Annotated in this window: 15 protein-coding genes; 6 read left to right on the plus strand and 9 right to left on the minus strand. The window is 40.1% G+C overall.

All coding sequences use genetic code 11. The features are described 5' to 3' along the window. Positions 1-57: 57 nt before the first annotated feature. From BIZ36_RS04315 to BIZ36_RS04345, 7 genes are all read right to left on the minus strand, one after another. Positions 58-336, minus strand: a complete 279-nt coding sequence (locus BIZ36_RS04315) for a F0F1 ATP synthase subunit delta/epsilon (protein ID WP_187456639.1) — start codon at positions 334-336, stop codon at positions 58-60. A gap of 74 nt (positions 337-410) precedes the next feature. Continuing rightward, a complete protein-coding gene (gene atpD / locus BIZ36_RS04320; RefSeq protein WP_187456640.1) occupies positions 411-1919 on the minus strand; it encodes a F0F1 ATP synthase subunit beta in 1509 nt (502 codons plus the stop codon). A gap of 181 nt (positions 1920-2100) precedes the next feature. Continuing rightward, positions 2101-3720: an SGNH/GDSL hydrolase family protein gene (locus BIZ36_RS04325; protein ID WP_187456641.1), complete on the minus strand. Its 1620-nt coding sequence runs from the start codon at positions 3718-3720 to the stop codon at positions 2101-2103. A gap of 7 nt (positions 3721-3727) precedes the next feature. After that, positions 3728-6514: a TonB-dependent receptor gene (locus BIZ36_RS04330; RefSeq protein ID WP_187456642.1), complete on the minus strand. Its 2787-nt coding sequence runs from the start codon at positions 6512-6514 to the stop codon at positions 3728-3730. A 194-nt stretch (positions 6515-6708) separates the two neighbouring features. Then, the gene (glmS, locus tag BIZ36_RS04335; RefSeq protein ID WP_187456643.1) at positions 6709-8556 is read right to left on the minus strand and encodes a glutamine--fructose-6-phosphate transaminase (isomerizing); all 1848 of its coding nucleotides are present in this window, start codon (positions 8554-8556) and stop codon (positions 6709-6711) included. 151 nt (positions 8557-8707) lie between these two features. Continuing rightward, a complete protein-coding gene (locus tag BIZ36_RS04340) occupies positions 8708-10537 on the minus strand; it encodes a DUF4270 family protein (RefSeq protein ID WP_187456644.1) in 1830 nt (609 codons plus the stop codon). Between the two features lie 6 nt (positions 10538-10543). After that, entirely contained in the window at positions 10544-11353 is an 810-nt protein-coding gene (locus BIZ36_RS04345) for a glycogen/starch synthase (protein WP_187456645.1), read from the minus strand. A gap of 104 nt (positions 11354-11457) precedes the next feature. Here BIZ36_RS04345 and panC point away from each other — a divergent pair, with 104 nt between their 5' ends. From panC to radA, 5 genes are all read left to right on the plus strand, one after another. After that, on the plus strand, positions 11458-12303 hold the full coding sequence (gene panC, locus BIZ36_RS04350; protein WP_187456646.1) for a pantoate--beta-alanine ligase: 846 nt from the start codon (positions 11458-11460) through the stop codon (positions 12301-12303). 68 nt (positions 12304-12371) lie between these two features. Then, entirely contained in the window at positions 12372-12722 is a 351-nt protein-coding gene (gene panD / locus BIZ36_RS04355; RefSeq protein WP_187456647.1) for an aspartate 1-decarboxylase, read from the plus strand. 2 nt (positions 12723-12724) lie between these two features. After that, positions 12725-13690 (plus strand): lysylphosphatidylglycerol synthase transmembrane domain-containing protein, encoded by a 966-nt coding sequence (locus BIZ36_RS04360; RefSeq protein ID WP_187456648.1) that lies wholly within the window; start codon positions 12725-12727, stop codon positions 13688-13690. A 23-nt stretch (positions 13691-13713) separates the two neighbouring features. Then, the gene (locus tag BIZ36_RS04365) at positions 13714-14856 is read left to right on the plus strand and encodes an alpha/beta hydrolase (RefSeq protein ID WP_187456649.1); all 1143 of its coding nucleotides are present in this window, start codon (positions 13714-13716) and stop codon (positions 14854-14856) included. A gap of 95 nt (positions 14857-14951) precedes the next feature. Then, positions 14952-16313, plus strand: a complete 1362-nt coding sequence (gene radA / locus BIZ36_RS04370; RefSeq protein WP_187456650.1) for a DNA repair protein RadA — start codon at positions 14952-14954, stop codon at positions 16311-16313. Between the two features lie 101 nt (positions 16314-16414). Here radA and BIZ36_RS04375 read toward each other — a convergent pair whose 3' ends face one another. Together BIZ36_RS04375 and BIZ36_RS04380 are read right to left on the minus strand one after the other, a co-directional pair. After that, on the minus strand, positions 16415-17455 hold the full coding sequence (locus BIZ36_RS04375; protein WP_187456651.1) for an NADP(H)-dependent aldo-keto reductase: 1041 nt from the start codon (positions 17453-17455) through the stop codon (positions 16415-16417). A gap of 74 nt (positions 17456-17529) precedes the next feature. Continuing rightward, positions 17530-18294, minus strand: coding sequence for an exodeoxyribonuclease III (locus tag BIZ36_RS04380; RefSeq protein WP_187456652.1), 765 nt, complete (start codon positions 18292-18294; stop codon positions 17530-17532). A gap of 153 nt (positions 18295-18447) precedes the next feature. On the opposite strand from BIZ36_RS04380, the gene BIZ36_RS04385 reads away from it, so the two are divergent. Further along, a complete protein-coding gene (locus BIZ36_RS04385) occupies positions 18448-20520 on the plus strand; it encodes a TonB-dependent receptor family protein (RefSeq protein ID WP_187456653.1) in 2073 nt (690 codons plus the stop codon). Positions 20521-20537: the final 17 nt, after the last annotated feature.

Raw genomic sequence — 20537 nt, forward strand, 5'->3', positions numbered from 1 at the left:
TGAAAAATGCCCAAAGAAATTCTTCGGGCATTTTTTAATTATCTTATTGGGTACTTATTAATCCGCTAGGACAATCACCTTGTTGTCTTTCATTTCAACGGTACCACTAGAAATCGGAAGAATTGTCTTGCCATCTGAATCTTTGGAGAATTTAGAAGCGAATTCCTCATCTACGGAGACATTACCATCCACCTTAACATTACCTTCTTGCAAAAGGGAAATAATAGGTTCGTGATTATTCAACATTTGAAACTCTCCATTTACCCCAGGAACAGTTACCGACGTAACCTCTCCCGCAAATAAAGTAGCCTCTGGCGATACAATTTCTAAATACATCTCTTATTAGTTTTAAGCTTTAAGTCAAAAGCCAAAGTAGTATAAAAAACCTTGAACTATTAACTTATCACTATTTACGCTTCAGCTAACATTTTCTCACCTGCCTCAATGGCTTCCTCGATGGTTCCTTTAAGGTTAAAGGCAGATTCTGGAAGGTGATCCAATTCACCGTCCATAATCATGTTAAATCCTTTAATGGTTTCCTTGATGTCTACCAATACCCCAGGGATACCTGTAAACTGTTCTGCCACGTGGAAAGGCTGGGATAGGAAACGTTGCACACGTCTTGCACGACCCACGGCCAATTTATCCTCTTCGGATAATTCTTCCATACCCAAGATGGCAATAATATCCTGTAATTCTTTATATCTCTGTAAAAGCTCTTTTACGCGTTGCGCACAGTTATAATGATCTTTTCCTAAGATTTCAGCCGTAAGAATCCTAGAAGTTGAATCCAAAGGATCCACCGCAGGATAGATACCAAGCTCTGCAATCTTACGAGACAATACGGTAGTAGCATCCAAGTGGGCAAACGTTGTTGCAGGAGCCGGATCCGTAAGGTCATCCGCAGGAACGTAAACCGCCTGTACAGAAGTAATAGAACCTCTTTTAGTGGATGTAATACGCTCTTGCATGGCACCCATTTCCGTTGCCAAAGTAGGCTGGTAACCTACCGCTGATGGCATACGACCCAATAGTGCCGACACCTCTGAACCTGCTTGCGTAAAACGGAAAATGTTATCAACGAAGAAAAGTACATCTTTTCCTTGTCCGTCTCCAGCACCGTCACGGAAATACTCCGCAATAGTCAAACCTGATAGCGCCACACGTGCACGTGCTCCCGGTGGTTCGTTCATCTGACCGAATACGAAAGTGGCTTTTGATTCTTTCATGGCAGCTTTATCTACCTTGGTCAAATCCCATCCTCCATCTTCCATGGAATGCAAGAAATCATCACCGTATTTGATAATACCGGATTCCAACATCTCACGCAACAAATCGTTTCCTTCACGGGTTCTTTCACCTACACCGGCAAATACAGAAAGACCACCGTGACCTTTTGCGATGTTGTTGATCAACTCCTGGATCAATACCGTTTTACCAACACCTGCACCACCGAACAATCCAATTTTACCACCCTTTGCGTATGGTTCGATCAAGTCAATTACCTTGATACCGGTAAAAAGTACTTCTGTGGAAGTAGAGAGGTCTTCAAATTTTGGCGCTTCGCGGTGTATTGGCAAACCTTTATCACCGGCTTTTGGCAAATCTCCCAATCCATCAATAGCATCACCAATTACGTTGAAAAGACGGCCATACACATCATCGCCAATAGGCATTTGAATGGCACTACCCGTAGCAAGTACATCAGTTCCACGGCTTAGACCATCCGTAGAGTCCATAGAAATGGTTCTTACGGTGTTCTCACCTACGTGCGACTGCACTTCCAAAACCAACTTAGAACCATCTTTATTGGTTATTTCCAATGAATCGTAGATTTTAGGAAGGGTATCTCCCGATTGGAACTCAACATCTACAACCGGCCCAATGATCTGCGAAACTTTACCTGTAACTTTAGACATTACCTTTTCGTTTAAAAATTCAATTGATTAACTATTGATAGACAGTTTTTTTCACCTGTGTTTTTCCGGGTGCAAAGGTAGCCTTTTCAACTTTAAATGAAAACTACTTTTTGTTCTTTTTTAAGTATAAAAAACGGCGCCTTACATAAGCACCGTTTTTTGTTGATTTTCAAACATTAAACTACCTCAAGGTAGGTGAATAATTCGTAGGGAAATTCCCTATATCATACAAAGAGCCGGAGTCCTCAAAATTTGAACCGTAAGTAGCATCTATAGCTTTCATAAATTCATTGGCCAATAGAGCGTACCCCCTTGCCGTAGGATGAACACCGTCCAGAGAGAATGCGCCACCGGTCACAAGATTGGCCGTTAAGGTATAGTCACCATCCGTTACTCCACCATTGGCCAAATTTTGCATGATGGCATTGGCGTCCACAAATGCCAACCCGGCACCGGAAGCGGCCGCAGCTATAGTTGCATTGAAATTGTCTGTAGCGGTTTTTAATTCATCTTGTTCTTCTGGAGTCAACACCCACTTATCCGCTAAAGGTAAACTAATGCCCTCCACTGAAAATTGACCAGCAATTGCCAATGGAAGACCTTGTGCCATTAAGGATGCCACCGAATCTTCATTTACCTCACCAATTACATTGCTGCTTGGCAATACAAATAAATCTTCTTCCGTTGCTTGTCTTGTTTGACCATATGTAATCCCTAAAAGATTGGCGACCAAGGGTGCCGCTTCTGAAGGCAACCCGAACTGTTGAACGAACAATGGAAAACCGGGGTTGGCATTAAGTGCCCCCGCTATCTGAGCAGATACATCTGCCAAATCTTCATCGAAAATAACAACGGCACTGGCCTCCGTTTCAGAAAAAACAACCAGCCTTTCAGTCTCACCCAAGGCAGTATAAATTTGATTTAAGGTACCAAAAATGGTGTTCAAGGTTGGAATCTGAGCAGCGAAATCAGGATTAGTAGGATCAAGTGGATTGTGAGGAACCGTCGTAAAATGAGGTATTGTGGTTACGTAGGGTATATTGGCCATAACACCTTGTGCACCAGCAGAAGTTAATGTGCCCACCAATCCATTGATAGCATTATCGAAAAGAGCCTGTTCAGTAATAGGGTTACTGTCATCACCACCGGAAATAGCATAACCCAACACATCATTATTACCTGCCCAAAGGGTAAAAAAGGTGGGAGATTGCGCCATAGCCAGTTCCAAGATACTTACATCCGGAGTGCTTCCGGTCATACGTACAAAATAAGGATTAGCGAGTTTTGCTTCCAAGTTGCCTAAATTTCCGTATCCATTAAATAGCATATGAAAACTTTTAGCTCCCGGAACCCCTAAATTGTTAAAAGGACCTGAGGGGTTGTTCAATGCAATATCTGTTGTTGGACTCACTGGCCCCACTACCTCCTCAAGATCTTTAGGTCCAGCTCCGCCAAACACCAACCTCGGTTTAAATCCTTCCAAAGGCACACCACCAGCCAACAGTCCTCCTATATTATCATTTGCTAAAGGTTGTGTAAACGAACCTCCTCCTACAAGAGAAAACTTTGCAGCCAATAGATTGGGCATGGAATTCTGTTGACCTGCAATAAACAGTGCATTGTCCGTTAAACCGGCGGTAAGGGAATTTCCTAAAGAAACATAGGTTGAAAAGTCGGCCGTACCCGAGGTAAGTTCGGGCATTTCCTCCACCATTTCCACTTCCTCAAAGTCCGATTCTTCGTTACATGCGATAAAAAGGCATGAAACTGCCCAAAGGGCAATATATCTTATTTTCATCATTGTAATTTTATAAGTTGTTGATGGTCCATGAAACATAGTACATAGAACCTATGAAACCTGTTCCAAAAGCTGTAAAATATTCATCACCCAAAAGATTGGTTGCACCCACTTTGAAAGAGGACTTTATGCTTGGCACCCGATAATTCAACTGGGCATCCAAAACGTGGAATTCGGGCACTACCCCATTTCCGAAGGTGGCTTCCCAGAAATAATCATCGCTAAATCTATATGCCAAATTGAAACCAAAATTTTCAAATACGTCCGTATTGCCCAATGACGCCTTGAACTTGTGTTCAGGCGTATTAAAATTGCTCATAAAATCAGGATTCGCTTCTTGATCAAAATCTTGCTTGGCATACGTATAACTTCCACTTAGATCGTACCCGCCAAAGAAAGTGGCTGTTAGACCAATAGAGGCCCCGTAGGAAGAAATATCTACGTCTGAATTGGTGTAGGCGCTATAGGCTTGAAAATCATCATTGGCAATAGCAGCTACCGAAAGTGACCCATCACCTACTGTACCATAATATGGTGCCACAACCACTTCTTGAGAAATAAAATCCTTATAGTTGTTATAGTAGGCACTAAAATCAATCACCAATTTGTCGATTTTACCACGATAACCTACCTCAACGGAAGTAACCAGTTCCGGCTTTACCACATCAGGATTAGCAACTACCAAATCAGCAGGATTGCCTGTTTCCCCTAAACGCTGCACCGAGCTAAGAGTATAAGAGTTTTCATAAGCAGCCCTACCTGTTTGAGTAATGGATGCTGGTTGCTGCAAACCACCTTGTGCCGCACCACTTACCTCAAAACTTCTCGAATATCTATCTAGGTTGTCAGGAGCAGAGCCCACGAGAATAGCTCGACCAGCATCGAGACCAATGAACAGATCTTGAGTCGTAGGATTTCTAAACCCGGTTTGCACAGAAGCCCTAATATTATGATCACGGTTCAAGGTAAGACCTGCGGATAACCTTGGAGAGAAGAATCCATCAAAAAATTCCGATTTATCATATCTCACTGACCCCGTTAACTTAAGGCTCATAGTCTCATTAAATTCAAAAGCTCTTTGTGCTTGGGTATACACCCCAAATTCAGAATAATCGATAGCTCCGTCATAATCAGTATAAATGGTACCGAAAGAATTCAGACTATACCTTCTATAAGACCCGCCCACCTGAATTTCAGCAAAATCGATTAATTCACTGAAATTGTAATTGGCATCTGCATGATAATATTTGGAAGCATCACGGAACTGAGAACCTGTGGAAAGATTGGGGTCATTGATGCTTCTGTTAAAGGCCGCTTCAAACTCCGGCGTCCCTGGCTCGAACCTTCCAGATTCGGCTTGTGCACGGGCTGCTGCGTGCGCTTGTTCGTTTGTAGCTCCTGCCAATGTTGCTTGCACATAGGCTCCCGTATATTCTCCAAACCATGTGTTATCATCCTTCCAAGCACGGTTGATATTAATACCCGTAAATACCATATCATAGGAATCCCCTGCTTTATCGGCAACTACATAACCTCTTAAAAAGAAGTTGTCATTTCTAAATTCTATTTTGTGCTGTTGTTGGAAAAAGTTATCGATATTATATCGGTTGGTTCCTTGATATATCGTAGAACCTGTACCCACTTTACCTACATAGGCAATTTCAAAATCATTGGCCCAAGGTCTGTAATAAAGACCCCAGTCCGCTTTCACGCTCTCTGCGTTATAATTGGTAAGATGTCTTTCGTTATAACCAGTTCTACTAACTTCTGTAGATGGCACCAAGGCATTTGCCCCTGCCGGCAACAATCCTAGACCTTCCAGAGTAACGGCAACATCCTTAATATCTGCCGAAACTTCATCACCATACACGTTAATACCGTCGTAATTCAAATCAGCACGTGTTCCACCAACCCTGGTTTTGTCAACCTCGCTGGTAGCCGCCCAATCGGTACCTTTTAAGTAGCCAAAATTCACCTTCCCGGCGAACTTGTCACTGAATTTGTACGCTAGACGTATACCAAAATCTGTGTAAGGATTGTCCCCTGCGGCCTCTTGCGAAGTCATCCCTCTTTTAGCAAAAGCGCTAATACCTTGATGGTCGAAAGGGTTTTTACTTCTCATAAACAAGATACCGTTAAATGCGTTAGCCCCATAAAGAGCGGATGATGCACCCGGCAATAATTCCACACTCTGCACATCGGTCTCGATCATTCCCACCAGGTTACCAATTGGAAAGTTTAATGCCGGAGTGGAATTATCCATACCATCTACCAATTGCATAAACCTAGTGTTCGCAAAGGTTGCAAAACCTCTGGTATTTACACTTTTAAAGGTTAAACTATTGGTATTTACGTCTACCCCTTTTAGGTTTTCCAATCCATCATAAAAATCCGCTGAAGCGGTATTCTTAATTTCCTGCAAACCAAAACGTTCTACTGTAACCGGAGATTCAAAAATACGTTCCGGAGTTCTAGAAGCAGATATTACAACCTCATCTAAGAATGTTTGCGCTTCGGAAAGAACTATCATAACCGATTGATTGTTTGAAGTAATCTCTTCTGTGGCTTCAGAATATCCGATACTTGAAATTGTTAACTGAAAGGGGGGGACCTCAGACGTTTCTAGAGTAAAATTACCGTCAAAATTAGCCGTAGCCCCAATTGCCTTACCCGTGATAATCACATTGGCTCCCGGAATGGGCTCATTGTTCTGATCTACCACTTTACCGTTTACCGTTGTCTGAGCTTGTACGAAACCGCCAAATAACAGCAATGCCAAAAATAGTACTCTTCTCATGTTAAGTTTAAGTTAAAAAGGTTCGTTTGACCAAGTTACATTTTTTTTTACACGAAAAATACTAAAATGAAAAAAATTATGCATGCATAATATATTTTTCTCAATTTATAACGAGCATATTCAGAATACCTTAATGAAAAAGACCATGGTTTCCCATGGCCTTTTTTGGTATTTACTATTTAAGTTTCCCTAATTTACTCCACTGTTACGGATTTTGCCAAGTTTCTTGGTTGATCTACATTACAACCACGCATAACTGCTATGTGATATGAAAGCAATTGTAAAGGAATAGTAGTTAATAAGGGTGTAAGACTTTCATATGTTTCCGGCACTTCTATTACATGGTCTGCCAGTTCCGTTACCTGCTCATCACCCTCCGTTACAATGGCAATTATTTTTCCTTTTCGGGACTTTATCTCTTGAATATTACTAACCACTTTTTCATAATGTCCTTTTTTGGTAGCAATTACGAACACGGGCATTTGATCATCAATCAATGCGATAGGCCCGTGCTTCATTTCTGCAGCCGGATACCCTTCTGCATGGATATAACTAATTTCCTTTAATTTTAATGCACCTTCCAATGCTACTGGAAAGTTATAACCTCGGCCCAAATAAAGACAATTGGTGGAATCCTTATATACATCGGAAATAATCTCTACTAGCGGATTTGACTCTAGGGCTTTCTCCACTTTGGAAGGTATGGTTTCCAGTTCCGTAAGGAACTGATGGAAATTCGATTCAGAAATCTCTCCTTTTTCTTTAGCTAGTTTTAAAGCGATAAGGGTCAAAACCGTTATTTGAGTAGTAAAAGCTTTTGTAGAAGCCACACCAATCTCTGGCCCCGCATGGGTATATGCGCCGGCGTGGGTCTCTCTTGCAATGGATGAGCCCACCACGTTACACACGCCAAAGACAAAAGCACCTTTATCCTTGGCCAGCTTTATGGCCGCCAATGTATCCGCCGTCTCCCCAGACTGGGAAATAGCAATCAAAACGTCCTTATCCGTAATGACCGGATTTCTATACCTAAACTCAGAAGCATACTCCACTTCTACCGGAATTCTTGCCAAATCCTCAAAAATGTATTCCGCTACTAAACCCGCATGCCAAGAAGTACCACATGCTACAATTATAATTCTATTGGCATTCATGAACTTCTCCAAATGCTCATCAATACCCGACATTTTAACGATACCTTGATCTGCACGTAGCCTTCCTCTATACGTATCCAGTATAGCGCGAGGCTGTTCATAAATTTCCTTGAGCATAAAGTGGTCATAACCCCCTTTTTCAATTTGCTCAATATTCATTTTCAACTCCAAAATATTTGGGTACGCTATGGCATCATCCTTTATTTTACGAAGTTTGATTTCCTTTCCTAACCTTACAATGGCCATTTCCTCATCTTCCAAATACACAGCGTTATTGGTGTATTCAATAAATGGGGATGCGTCTGAAGCAATAAAGTATTCATTCTCACCAATACCAATGGCTAGCGGACTACCCAGTTTGGCTACTACAATTTCATCTGGTTTTTGCTTATCAAAGACTGCGATAGCATAGGCACCTACGACTTCATTCAATGCTATTTGAACCGCTTTTCCCAGTTTTACGTTCTCTTGCTTTTTAACCTCTTCAATTAAGTTTACCAATACCTCGGTATCCGTATCTGACTGAAAGGTATACCCTCTTTTAATAAGCTCTTTTTTAATTGATTCATAATTCTCGATGATACCATTATGAATAATTACCAACTCTCCTGAATTGGAATAATGGGGATGGGAATTTACGTCATTGGGCACCCCGTGCGTTGCCCAACGTGTGTGTCCCATACCAAGAAATCCAGAAGTTGAAATTTCTTTATCCGCCTTTTTGCTAAGGTCCTCTACCTTTCCCTTTGTTTTGGAAAGGTTGATATCCTGCCCATCAAATAAAGCAATACCAGCACTGTCATAGCCCCGATACTCTAATCTTCTTAATCCCTTGATGATTATTGGATAGGCGTCTCTATGACCTATATAACCTACAATACCACACATATCTAGTAATTTACAGCTAAAATTGAAGTTAATGTTCAAGCAAATTTACAAGAACAATCTAGAAACCAATGTTCTTTAACATGTAAACGGTGATATTGGATTTATAGTATAGCTGAAAAAACTCCCTAAAAATCCATGAAACTGAGACTTACTATTCTGTTTCCGTATAGGAAATTTCCAACTGAAGTTTTTTACCCGACATACCTTCTGCCACATTACTTCCGTACAACACAGTACCCAGCGGAGTTAAGGAATTACCTGTAGGTAATTCTTCCTCCACATTATTGGTAATCATGGCATCCCTAATTCCTAACTGAAAAGGACTTGATGTCAAGGTCACTCCCAATGTGGCATTTTCAACATTACGGAGTAATAGATCGTTGATGTGTTCCGTAATCCTTATGGTGTATTTTAGAGCTTTTCCATCACTAGTCTCCTCAAGTTCCCCTCCGTACATTTCTTCCAACAGCACACTGGCCTGATCACTTTGAAGAATGCCTGTATTGTAGAGCGGCAGTAGTGTTTCTGTATTGAACAAGTACAAACTGGGCGGTTGGGCAACATCGCTCTCATCCGCGACATAAAAAACCAAATTGGCTTCATTTACAATCCAGTTGTTATTCTTTATCTGATTTAGAACACTGGTTCCGTTTTCATCATCAAACAGTTTTATTTCAGCATATGAGCCAGAACCTCCTTTGAGATATATTTTTTCGGCATTGGATTCCGAATCCATTGCATCCATAACATCAGCAGGATACGCATCGTTTGTTAAAGTATTCGCCGCATTACCGTTGACTATACCGGTAGCTTGTCCGCTACTCAACACAGAAGTTAGAAAGTTGATTACATAATCCTTTTCCCCTTCACCTTCCCCATCGGTTGTATCATAGCTATAAGTAATGGTTATATTGGCATCCTTTAAATCGAACAACATCATTACTTCTTCAGAAATACCGTTAAGTGTAAAATTTATTCCCCTAAAAAAGTCTTTGAAATTTCCTTGGCTTGCAAGCTCTGAACTACCTTCTTTATTCAAGATATTATTTTGGAAAAAATCGGCATCCAAAGCCACCCTTATTCCAGGACCTAAATAGGTAAATGTTTCAGACTCATCCACATCTTCAGTAGAGCTATCATCCCTATTCTGAACGGGAATTTGATTTCTACTCAATGCTACCTGCCCATCAAACAGCAGGCTATCAACAAAAGAAGGAGCAAATTCTTGATTGCTATAGTATTCTTGCGCTTCCTGAAAGTTGGCACTGGGGTCCAAATCCCGCAAATAGTAATTGGAACGCTCTACCCTTAAATTAACCATAGTGCCTTCTAAGGATGGATTAAAGGACTTTCCACCAACATATACACTATCTACATCCAGGGTTTTTTGATACTGGTTGGCCGTAAAATCATTGTCCTCGTCATCATCAATACCATCACCATCGGTATCTCGATTATTGGGGTTGGTACCTCTGCTTATTTCCTGAGCATCTGAAACTCCATCACCATCCGTGTCACTAGCAGCATCGTTAGGCAGGTCATCAAGTTCATCTATTAGACCGTCGCCATCTGAATCACCTCCGGGATTGATTAAAAAAGGGATGTATAAATAAACGGACTCTACCTTTTCATTTTCAGGTATTTGAGAATCACTAGGATCATCCTCAACCGCTTGCGAATAGATACCGAATGTAGGATTGACAGATGATAATTGAACCTGACTATTAACGGTGGCCTCCGTTTTACCGTACACTGGATGTGTAAAGGAACCTAGCTGATATAGCGGTAATTTGTTCGTGCTAACCGCTTCTATCTTCTTATTGTACGCGAAAACATCAAAGACAGCCTTATCCGTAGTAAAGGGAGAGCTTCCAATTACCCCAGAACCAATAGTAGTAGGATCTTCTTCACAGGCTACTACAGCTAGCATTAGCGAAACTGCTGCCAATGCAGAAAAGAAAAATCTTTTGAAAAATGTCATTCAGGACTATTTTAAAACTTCAGTGTTGTAAAAATTTGCATACGCCTCTTCAAATTCTTGAATAGAAACGTAAGGCAACACTGGTTTTTCAAGGTTGGAAATATGGTTATTCAAATCCTCAGGAATTTCTTCCGCGGCTAAAATAACGGCATCTGAATGATCTACGGCAACTTTTAACAAATTATTATACGATGGGGTTTCCAAGGCAGCTATACTTTCTTCAGGAATACCATCAAAAGCAATTTTTTTGATCATATCCTTCTGTAGCTCACCTTCAAAGGATTTACCGTAAACAGAGGTAACTATCTTGCTGGTATCGAACAAGGGCTCATCTGCATAATATTTTTTTAAGTAGAGTGGCAAAAGGGAAGCCATCCAGCCGTGAACGTGAATAATATCCGGTGTCCAATTCAATTTCTTGACAGTTTCTACGACACCTTTGGCAAAAAATATTGCTCTTTGATCATTATCCGGAAAAAGGTTTCCATCGGCATCGGAAAAAGTAGCCTTCCTCTTAAAGTACTCATCGTTATCAATGAAATAAACCTGAATACGTTCTTTTGGTATGGAGGCAACTTTAATAATCAAAGGCATATCCATATCATTGATTACCAAATTCATCCCCGATAGACGAATTACCTCATGTAATTGATGCCTACGCTCATTGATATTGCCGTACCTTGGCATAAAAATACGAATCTGCCCGCCGTTACTGTTCACCATTCTCGGGGTTTCGTAAGACATTAAGGAAACTTCGTTCTCCGGAAGATAGGGTACTAATTCCGATGATACGAACAATATCTTTTTACCATTCATGTATGCTATATTTTTTGCTGTGGGTTCTAACGTGGCTGCAAAATTACAAAAATTATGCAGATTAGCTGTAATATAGTAAGTTTGCTCCCCCTTAAAATGAACCTATGTTAATTTTTCGTACTCAAAAAGAGCTACAGAATCACTTAAATTCCAATCCTAAGAAAAACAGTTTGGGCCTTGTCCCCACCATGGGAGCACTTCACAATGGTCATTTGGAATTGGTTCGTACCGCAGTACTCCAAAACAAGACTGTAGTTGTAAGTATTTTTGTAAACCCTACTCAATTTGACAAAAAAGAAGATCTTGAAAAGTACCCAAAAACCTTTGAGGCAGACAAAAGACTATTGGAGACAGTTTCAAACGATTTAATCATTTTTGCCCCTTCAGAAACGGAAATATATGGCAATGCCATAGAATCAAAAACCTACGACTTTGACGGATTGGACAAGGTCATGGAAGGTGCTTTTAGGGACGACCATTTTAATGGAGTGGGAACCATAGTGGAAACCCTTCTCAAATTGGTACAACCAACAAGGGCCTATTTTGGGGAAAAGGATTATCAGCAATTACAGATTATCAAGAAATTGGTTTCTTCCCAACAAATACCAGTGGAAATAGTTCCATGCCCAATCGTAAGGGAACAACATGGTTTGGCAATGAGTTCTAGGAATGAAAGGTTATCCAAAGAAACCCGACTTAAAGCAGGCTATATCTATCAAATCCTACAGGCTGCCAAAATAAAATTTGGCACGAAAAGTGCTAGTTATGTTAAAGACTGGGTAGCCAAAGAGTTTGAGAACTATAGGGAATTGGAGTTGGAATATTTTGAAATGACCGAGGCCGAAAATTTGCTACCTGTTATAGAAAAATCAATTGATAAAAAATATAGAGCCTTTATTGCCGTTTATGCCGATGGTGTTAGATTAATTGACAACATAGCACTTAACTAATATTCGAGCCTAAAACCCAACAAAAGCAATTTCAAGGCTAAAGGAATTATTATAATTAACTTTGTACCATGCAAATAGAAGTTGTTAAATCTAAAATACACCGTGTAAAAGTTACAGGGGCCGACTTAAATTATATAGGAAGTATTACCATAGATGAAGATCTTATGGATGCTGCAAATATTATTAGGGGAGAGAAGGTACAGATCGTTAATAACAATAATGGAGAACGACTTGAAACGTACGCAATTCCAGGGCCTAGAAACAGTGGTGAGGTTACCTTAAATGGAGCAGCAGCACGTAAAGTAGCCGTTGGAGATGTATTGATTTTAATCACGTATGCTTGGATGGACATAGAGGAAGCCAAAGTATTTAATCCCTCCTTGGTTTTCCCAAATGAAAAGAACAATCTGTTGACCTAACCTTGAAAAACAACCTTAAAAAGATTCTTAAAACATTACTCCCAATAGCATTGGGAGTTTTTTTGGTTTGGTATTGGTACACTTCCACCTCAAAAGAAGAAATAGACCAGATTATTTATTATGTAAAAGAGGCTGATCTATTTTGGGTATCAGCATCCATGCTTTTAGGTGTTTTTAGCCATATTTCAAGGGCCATACGATGGAATTGCCTTCTAGAACCTTTAGGCTATAAGCCAAAAATAAGCAATAACACCTTTATTATTTTAATGGCCTACCTTACCAATTTGGGCATCCCCAGAACCGGTGAGATATTGAGGGCCACTGCGTTAACTACGTACGAAAACGTGCCTTTTGATAAAGGTATCGGCACCATAATAACCGAAAGGGTTATTGATGTACTTATGCTCTTTCTGATTATATTGCTTACGCTACTGCTTCAAACCGATATTATCCTAGGTTATCTTACTACAATTGGCATTCCCTTTAGTAAAATCATTACCCTTCTATTAATTGGTTTGTTTGGGGGATTCCTATTTTTGCTTTTTATCAAAAAATCGAAGCTGCCATTCGCATTAAAGTTGAAAACCTTTTTAAAAGGACTGTTTGATGGGCTTTTGAGCATCTTTAAAATGAAACAAAAATGGGCATTCATAGGGCATACCATTTTTATTTGGGTATGTTATATTGGCATGTTGTGGGTCATAAAATTTACGGTACCCGAAACATTGGTTTTGACCACCAGTGAGCTTTTGGTTGCGTTTGTGGCAGGCTCCTTGGCCATGATGTTCACCAATGGAGGTATTGGGCTTTACCCTATTGCCATAAGCACCGCCCTTTCCATCTTTGGCATAAGTAAGGTTTCCGGTGATGCCTACGGCTGGATTATGTGGATAGCACAAACCCTAATGGTAGTGGTTTTTGGTGCAATATCTTTTCTGTTATTACCGTTATTGAACAGAAACCGATAAGGATTCGCACCAAACAAAGTTCCATGTTACGTAAAATTACAATTCTAGCACTTTTAGTGTGCTCTGGGCTAAAAGCCCAGGTTACCCAAGAAATATTCGAATCGTTCAAACTACAGGAACGCAGGGATGTCAAATATTACTTCCCTGAAGATTATGATGAAACCAAAAAATATCCCCTGATTGTAGTATTGGACGCGGAATACCTTTTTGATCAAGTAGTTGCCAACGCTAAATTTTACCACCAGTTTCATGGAATGCCCGCAAGTATTGTTGTTGGTATTATGCAAAGTGAAAAAAGCATTCGGTTTGATGATTGTGCCTGGAACGAAGAAAACGGATTACCATCTGAAAAAGGCAAATTGTTCTTTGAATTCCTAGGAATGGAAATTATACCATATTTGGATCTCAATTATAGTACCGCCCCCTTTAAAATGGTAGTTGGTTATGACATCACCGCCAATTATACCAATTATTGGCTGTTCAAAGAAAATTCATTGTTCAACGCTTACATTAATATTTCCCCTAGCTTGGCTCCGGAGATGGAATCTAGGGTACCTTCACGTTTATCCGCATTTGACAAACAGATGTTCTACGAACTCATTATAGAGGATGAAAAAAATAAGGATACAGAGCGCATTTTAGCCATGCATAACGCTATTAAAGAGATTGACAAAGAAACGCTGCATTACAACTTTCAAAAATATGAAGGTGCAGACCATATTTCCATTGCAACCTATGGGATAGGAAAAGCCTTTGATAACATTTTTGGCATGTTCAAACCTATTAGCCCTAAAGAGTACAAAGAGCAAATACTTACCTCAGAAGAATCCGTCTTTCAATATCTTGAAAACAAATACAATGGTATTGAAGAATTGTTCGGCATAAAGAAAACAGTTGATCTGAACGATATCATGGCCATTTATGCCGCCTCTAGAAAAAAGGAAGATATAGAATCTTTAAAGCCGCTATCCGACCTTTGTAAAAAAGAGTTCCCGGACACTATGATGGGGTTTTATTTTGAAGGCGAATACTATGAGCAGATGGGTGAACCTAAAAAAGCACTTAAAACCTTTGAAAAAGCCTTTGGAATGGATGAAATAGACTTCCTTACAAAGGAAATGGCATTAGAAAAAATCGATGCCCTTAAAGCAGATTTTGGATATTAGCGTTTTTTGCTTTGACTCTAGCGTTTGATAGACCTGAATAGTCTTGATCAAATTTATTGTTTTAGTACCTTTACATCTTATCAAACAGGTACTTCATGGCTAAAGTAAAAACTGCCTATTTCTGTCAAAATTGCGGAGCCCAGTACGCAAAATGGGTTGGACAATGCTCTTCTTGCAAACAATGGAATACCGTTGTAGAAGAACTGGTGCAAAAAGAGGAAAAGCAAGGTTGGAAAAGCAGCTCCAATACGGCAAAAAAAGTTTCAAAGCCTCTGAGGGTTCATGAAATTAGTACAGATAAGGAAACAAGACTTAATACTTTTGACCTAGAATTCAATAGGGTTCTTGGGGGAGGATTGGTCCCCGGAGCCTTGGTTCTATTGGGTGGTGAACCTGGAGTTGGAAAAAGTACCTTACTATTACAAATAGCCCTAAAACTACCTTATACCACTCTTTATGTATCAGGTGAGGAAAGTCAGAAACAGATAAAAATGCGGGCAGACCGCATCCATCCTAATAGCGAAAATTGCTACATACTTACTGAAACCAAAACCCAGAACATTTTTAGGCAGATTGAAGCCACAGACCCGGATATTGTGGTCATAGATTCCATTCAAACATTACATTCAGATTATATAGAATCTGCCGCCGGAAGCATATCTCAAATCCGTGAATGTACAGCAGAGCTTATAAAGTTTGCAAAGGAAACCAATACTCCTGTTATTCTAATAGGTCATATTACCAAAGACGGTTCCATAGCTGGTCCTAAAATTTTGGAGCATATGGTAGATACCGTTCTACAGTTTGAAGGTGACAGAAATTATGTATATAGAATTCTACGATCATTAAAAAACAGATTTGGCTCTACAGCCGAACTAGGTATTTATGAAATGCAAGGTGGTGGACTAAGGCAAGTGAACAATCCTTCTGAAATCCTCATTTCCAAAAATGATGAAAAACTAAGCGGAACGGCCATAGCCTCTACCATTGAGGGAATGAGGCCTCTTATGATCGAAATTCAAGCACTCGTAAGCACCGCAGTTTATGGCACCCCCCAACGTTCTACAACCGGTTATAATGCCAAACGACTCAACATGCTTTTAGCCGTTCTGGAAAAGCGTGCCGGTTTTAAATTAGGTGCCAAGGATGTATTTTTAAATATTACAGGAGGCATTTCAGTAGACGATCCGGCCATTGATCTTGCTGTTATAGCTGCCATTCTTTCAAGTAATGAAGACATTCACATTGAAAAAGGGGTATGTTTTGCTGCAGAAGTGGGCCTAGCGGGAGAGATAAGACCGGTTCAGCGTGTTGACCAACGCATAATAGAGGCAGAAAAGCTAGGGTTTACCGAAATCTACGTTTCCAAAAACAATAAAATAGGACTTAAAAACACAAAGATCCAAATTCACCGTTGCTCTAGGATTGAAGATGTTGTCAGCGATTTGTTTGGTTAACGCCTATCTCTCATTATCCGAGCGCAAACCAAAATCACCAATATCACTAAAACAATCAGCACCAACTGCCCTAGACCAACTTTCAAAAAATACATAGCAAATTAGGGTGCTGGGTTCGGGATTTGATTATGTATTGCCTCTATATTCTTTAATACCTCTTCAGACAGATCTACATCAATACTCGCAATATTCTCCTTTAGTTGGCTCATAGTAGTTGCACCAATGATGTTGCTCGTAAGAAATGGTCTCGTATTCACAAACGCCAATGCCATCTGGGCAAGGCTCAACCCGTTTTCTTTAGCAAGCGTATTGTATTGTTCAGTTGCTTTCACCGCAGTTTCGCCGCTATATCTAGCATAATTAGGAAATAAGTTCAACCTACTATTGGCAGGCATCATTCCTCCCAAATACTTTCCGGAAAGAGTTCCGAATCCTAAAGGAGAATACGCCAAAAGTCCTATTTTCTCCCTAATTGAAATTTCGGATAGTCCTACTTCAAAAAGCCTGTTCAACAAACTGTAGGGATTTTGAATGGTCAACATACGAGGCAGACTTGCATGCACCTTACTTTCCGTTAAAAAACGCATGGTTCCCCATGGTGTTTCATTGGACAAACCTACATGCCTAATCTTTCCTTCACGAACCAAATCACGTAGCGTTTCCAGTACTTGGTGAATATTATCCTCCCAATGGTCACTAACATCATGCTTATAGCCCCGTTTTCCAAAGTAATTCGTATTTCGTTCTGGCCAGTGTAACTGATACAAATCTATATAATCCGTTTGTAGTCTGGTGAGACTGGCATTGACGGCCTCAATAATGGAGTCTTTTTTAAATCCTGATGTTCTTATAAACTTGGTAAAATCTGCCTTACCTGCAATTTTAGATGCAAGTACGACCTTATCCCTGTTTCCATTTTTTTTGAACCAAGTACCTATTATCTTTTCCGTGACCGAATGCCTATCAGGATGGGCAGGAATAGGGTAGAGTTCTGCAGTATCAAAAAAGTTGATTCCTTGATCCAAAGCATAATCCATTTGTTCATGTCCCTCGGCTTCCGTGTTCTGGTTGCCCCATGTCATGGTTCCAAGGCAAATTTTGCTTACTTCTATATCTGTATGTGGAAGTTTAGTGTACTTCATGGTTTTTTGGGGTGTTGTTTTTAAGAAGTTTCAAATTTAAAGAAATCCTATGGGCCTAGTTCCTCTTTATACCATTAATTTTCCAGCTCCAATAATATAGGACAATGATCACTGTGTTTTGCTCCCGAGAGAATTACGGAACGCTTTAATCTGTCTTCTAAAGTGTCTGCGACCATACCGTAATCAAGCCGCCAACCTTTATTATTGGCCCTTGCGTTGGCCCGGTAACTCCACCAAGTATAATTGTCCGGCGCGGGATTAAAATATCTAAAACTATCTATGAAACCACTCTTGAGAAATTGTGTCATCCACTCACGCTCCACAGGCAGAAATCCGGAAACATTTTTATTCCTAACCGGATCATGAATATCTATAGCTTCATGACAGACATTATAATCGCCCAAAACTATCAGATTTGGATGTGTTTTACGCAATTCATCGGCATAGACCTGAAAATCTGCCATATACATAAGTTTATGTTCCAATCTGGCCAAATTGGTTCCTGATGGTACATACATACTCATTACGGAAACATCGCCAAAATCTGCCCTTAAATTACGCCCTTCAAAATCCATATAGGCAACACCGGTTCCAAACGCCACATTATCCGGCTTTCTTTTAGACAGGATGGCAACGCCACTATACCCCTTTTTTTGGGCACTGAACCAATAATGATACGGATAACCGGCAGCTTCAAACAGCGATAGGTCCAACTGCTCTTCCATTGCCTTGATTTCTTGCAAACAGACCACATCAGGGTTTACGGTCATTAACCATTCTAATAAGCCCTTCTTTAACGCTGCTCTTATGCCATTTACATTGTACGAAACTATCTTCACCTATTTTGAATTTGTCCGAAAATAGGGAAAGCCTGTTACTTTTAAAAATTCAAAGAGGCTATTGACCAACAGAAGTTATACGCGCCAATTTTTGGCTCATTATTGTCATTAAACCAAGGTAAGCCTTGTATCTTTACCCCAATTGTTTTAATCATGAAGCTTACTCCCCTTTTAATACTCTTGCTGTCATTCACAGCTTGGTCACAAAGCACTACTGAAAACGACAGCATCACCCAACTGGATGAGGTTATTCTTTTAGACGCCTTAAAATCTAAAAAAAGCTTGGGTATTGAACCTTCATTGGTAATTTCTGCCAAGACTTTTCAAAATTACAGCCCTGCAGATATTGTTTCTTCGGTGAACCAAATACCGGGAGTTTTCGTCTTTTCCGGCGCTATAAACACCAATAGAATTACGGTAAGGGGTATTGGAAGTAGAACTGCTTTTGGAACAGACAAGCTCAGGCTATATTACAATGAAATTCCGGTTACGGATGGCTCCGGGTTTTCAACTATAGAGGCTTTCGACTTAGAAAACCTTAGTCAGATTGAAGTAATAAAAGGACCAAAAGCTACCTCTTTTGGCAGCAATCTAGGTGGCGCCATTATTTTAAGCCCCAAAGAAGCCTTAGGGGAATCGACCAATTTTAACAACAATCTCACGGTTGGTTCCTTTGGCTTGATTAAAAACAACCTTTCCTTCAACCATTTTGACGGTAAATTGCGGATTGGACTGCAATACGGTCATATGAGCATGGACGGCTATCGTGACAACAGTAGTTTTGACCGAGACGGAATTCTATTGAACACCTCCTTCAAAATCAATGAAAAAAACACCATTGGTCTTTTAATTAATCATATTGATTATACGGCGCACATTGCAAGCTCATTGGGTATTACCGCATTTATGGAAAATCCAAAGCAAGCTGCTACTAATTGGGGAGGGGTTTCCGGGTTTGAAACAAACAACTATTCGCTCACAGGTATTAACTACACCCATTACTTTAGCAACCGACTAAAAAATACCACGAGTGTCTTCTATAGCTATCTGGACCATTTTGAAAAGCGTCCGAGACCTTTAGGCTTTTTAGATGAAATTACCAAAGGGTTTGGGGCTAGAACTAAATTTTCTGGAACATTTAGTGCTTTTAGTTCTTTGGCAGAATATCATTTTGGCGGGGAGCTATATAAAGATGAATACAACTGGGCACTTTTTGAAACTTTGACCGAACCTGAAAACGGTAGTTTAGAAGGCCCACAATTCGCTAATAACAAAGAATTTAGAGATCAATTGAACCTCTTTGGGTCGGTGCTTTTTCCTCTTACCGAAAAGTTAAAAACCCAATTTGGGGTCAACATTAATAAAACTTCCTATGATTTTAGGGATAGATTCAACACAGGCCCCGACAACCAAAGTGCAGAAAGAAGTTTTAAGACCATTGTTCTCCCTAACTTTAACATCACTTATAAAGCTACTGATAATATCGAATTATTTTCCAATATAAGTAGGGGGTTTTCCAACCCTACGGTTGAACAGACACTTACCCCAGACGGAGTCATTAACCCCGATATTTCCCAAGAAACCGGAATGAACTATGAAATAGGAACAGACCTATTTCTTCATGATAAAAAATTTCACCTCAATCTGAACCTCTACCAAATGAACATAAAAAATTTGTTGGTAGCGGAACGGGTAGCCGAAGACCAATACATTGGCAGAAACGCCGGACAAACCAGGCATAGGGGTCTAGAAATCTACATGGATTATCTATTGGACATAGCCCCTAATTTTCATCTATCACCGTTTGTGAGTTATACCCTTAATGATCATGAGTTTTTAGATTTTACGGATGAGGACGAGGACTATTCTGGAAATCCTTTAACAGGAGTTCCCAAGCAACAACGTACCGCTGGCATTCAGCTTAAATTGTTCAAGGATTTTTATTGGAACACTACGCATCGCCATGTATCAGAAATACCGCTGCGAGATGACAATAGTCTAGAAAGTGAACCCTACAATGTTTTTACCACAAGAATGGGCTACCATAAAAAACTATCGGACAAATTTACTGTTGGTGCAGATTTTGGAATTGATAATATTTTCGATGAAAAATACGCATCCTCAGTTTTGATCAATGCCGGTAGTTTTGGCGGGGAACCCAGATATTACTATCCAGGTAACCCGAGAAACTATTATGCCAGTCTTAGACTAGGCTATCGGTTATAGAAAAATCAAAAAGATAG

Source organism: Cytophaga sp. FL35 (assembly GCF_014349235.1).
Taxonomy (GTDB): domain Bacteria; phylum Bacteroidota; class Bacteroidia; order Flavobacteriales; family Flavobacteriaceae; genus Euzebyella.